Annotated in this window: 3 protein-coding genes; all 3 read left to right on the top strand. The window is 48.8% G+C overall.

Going from position 1 to position 2,041, the window contains the following annotated elements:
* Positions 1-344 (top strand): peptide chain release factor-like protein (locus AC3DOM_RS17750; RefSeq protein WP_487920372.1); only part of this gene is annotated, 344 nt, incomplete at its 5' end.
* 36 nt (positions 345-380) lie between these two features.
* Positions 381-1,211: a peptide chain release factor N(5)-glutamine methyltransferase gene (gene prmC, locus AC3DOM_RS17745; RefSeq protein ID WP_487920371.1), complete on the top strand. Its 831-nt coding sequence runs from the start codon at positions 381-383 to the stop codon at positions 1,209-1,211.
* A gap of 9 nt (positions 1,212-1,220) precedes the next feature.
* A complete protein-coding gene (locus AC3DOM_RS17740; RefSeq protein WP_487920370.1) occupies positions 1,221-1,844 on the top strand; it encodes an L-threonylcarbamoyladenylate synthase in 624 nt (207 codons plus the stop codon).
* Positions 1,845-2,041 lie beyond the last annotated feature (197 nt).

Genomic DNA, 2,041 nt, shown 5'->3' with positions numbered 1-2,041 from the left:
ACCTTCCGAGCGGATTGGTCGTCGCCTGTCAGGACGAGCGCTCCCAGCTTCAAAATAAGCTCCGTGCCATGGCAATTTTACGTGCCCGTCTGTATGAGATTGCTGAAGAAGAACGCCGCGCTAAAATTGACGACGCACGTCGCTTACAGGTTGGCAAGGGCGAACGCTCTGAAAAAATACGCACCTATAATTATCCCCAATCTCGCGTTACCGATCACCGTGTCAATATATCATCCTATAACCTGGCAGCTGTGATGGAAGGGGATATCAAAGAATTTATTGAAGAACTCACCACACAAGATGAGGCAGATCGTCTTGCTGCGATTACTCCAGGAAGCAAATAACCCAGGCGGGCGGTAAATCGCCGGCCCAATTGCTCAATGCCCAGCCTTTTAGACCAAGTCACCAGGAAACTGCACCCAACAAGCGACTCCCCCGCCCTCGATGCTCAGGTTCTTCTGGCCCACATAACTGAAAAGCAACGTAGCTGGGTATTGGCCCACCCCGAACTGAGCCTATCTCCAAAGCAAAGAATAAAACTTGAGGCCGCCCTGCAAGCCTTGCTGCAGGGAATTCCTTTACCTTACGTCCTTGGACATTGGGAGTTTTATGGATTGGATTTTCTCGTTTCTCCTGATGTGCTTATCCCACGTCCGGAAACAGAAGAACTGGTTGAATTTGGATTGGGATGGCTACGCGACAATAAAAGCAGGACTGTTCTGGAAATGGGAACCGGCTCTGGCTGCATCGCGATAGCCCTGGCGAAGAACATCCCTGACCTGAAATTGCTCGCCGTTGATCTGTCATCTGCTGCGCTGGATATCGCCCGCCAAAACGCGGCAATACACTGGGTAGATGACCAAATCCAATTCATCCATAGCGATCTTTTTTCCAATCTTCAACCTGCAACCTTCGACCTGATAACAGCTAACTTACCCTATATTCCCAGTGAAACACTAAAAACCCTCGATGTCTATACTCGTGAACCTTCCCTGGCTCTTGATGGCGGCAAAGACGGGCTACAACTGATCCGTCGCTTATTATTGGATGCTCCTCAATGGCTTGCCCCAGATGGTTTGATCCTGCTGGAACTAGATTCATCCCATGTACAAGCTGCGCTGAAATTGGCGAGTACTATTTTCCCAAAATCAGTCATTCAGCTAAAGCAAGATTTGGCAGGTCGAGACCGTTTTCTAGCCGTTCAGACCTGATATCATTTTATGCAAACTGAAATCCTACCCATCTCTGCTCCCAACGCCCTCAACCGCGCGCTGGAAGTTCTCCAGGCAGGAGAGCTGGTCGCCTTCCCAACGGATACCGTTTATGGCTTGGGGACTTTAGCTTTTAATTCAGAAGGGGCTGCAAAAATATATCAAGCTAAAAAACGTCCGCCAGAGAAAGCGCTGCCGATTTTGCTGGGCAAGATCGAGCAACTCAAATTAGTAGCGATATCCGTGCCGGAAATGGCGCAGAAGTTGGCGGCATCTTTCTGGCCTGGGGCACTGACGCTCATCCTGGCAAAACACTCAGATATTCCAAAAGCCGTATCCGCCCTGGAAACGGTAGGAGTCCGGATCCCAGATCATGCCTTTGCCCGGGAGCTATTTCGGGCAGCCGGGCCAATGGCAGTAAGCTCGGCAAACTTATCAGGGCATAGCAACCCAATCACTGCCGAGGATGTATATACTCAATTAAACGGGAGCCTGCCCCTCATCCTGGATGGAGGTCGAGTATCCGGAGGTGTACCTTCCACTGTAGTGGACTGCACGGGAAAGGATATTCAAATTTTGAGGGAGGGGTCAATTAGCACAAGTATGATCTGGGAGGCTTTGGCAGAGAGCTAATGGATAAATCAAATAAAGTTCGTACTAACCATGACTCTGCGAGCCGACGCTTTTCGGAGTGGCAGTCTCCTTCACCAAGAGGGAGATTGTACGAGTTTCAAACAATTTGTCTATCAGCTGATGTGGTTCTTTGAGAACCATATTATTAAAATTCTCTTATCAAGTATTTAACTTTTATTAAGTTGTTTTTGTTTTTT

Source organism: Candidatus Desulfolinea nitratireducens (genome assembly GCF_982879505.1).
This window is presented reverse-complemented; position numbering and strand designations above follow the sequence as displayed.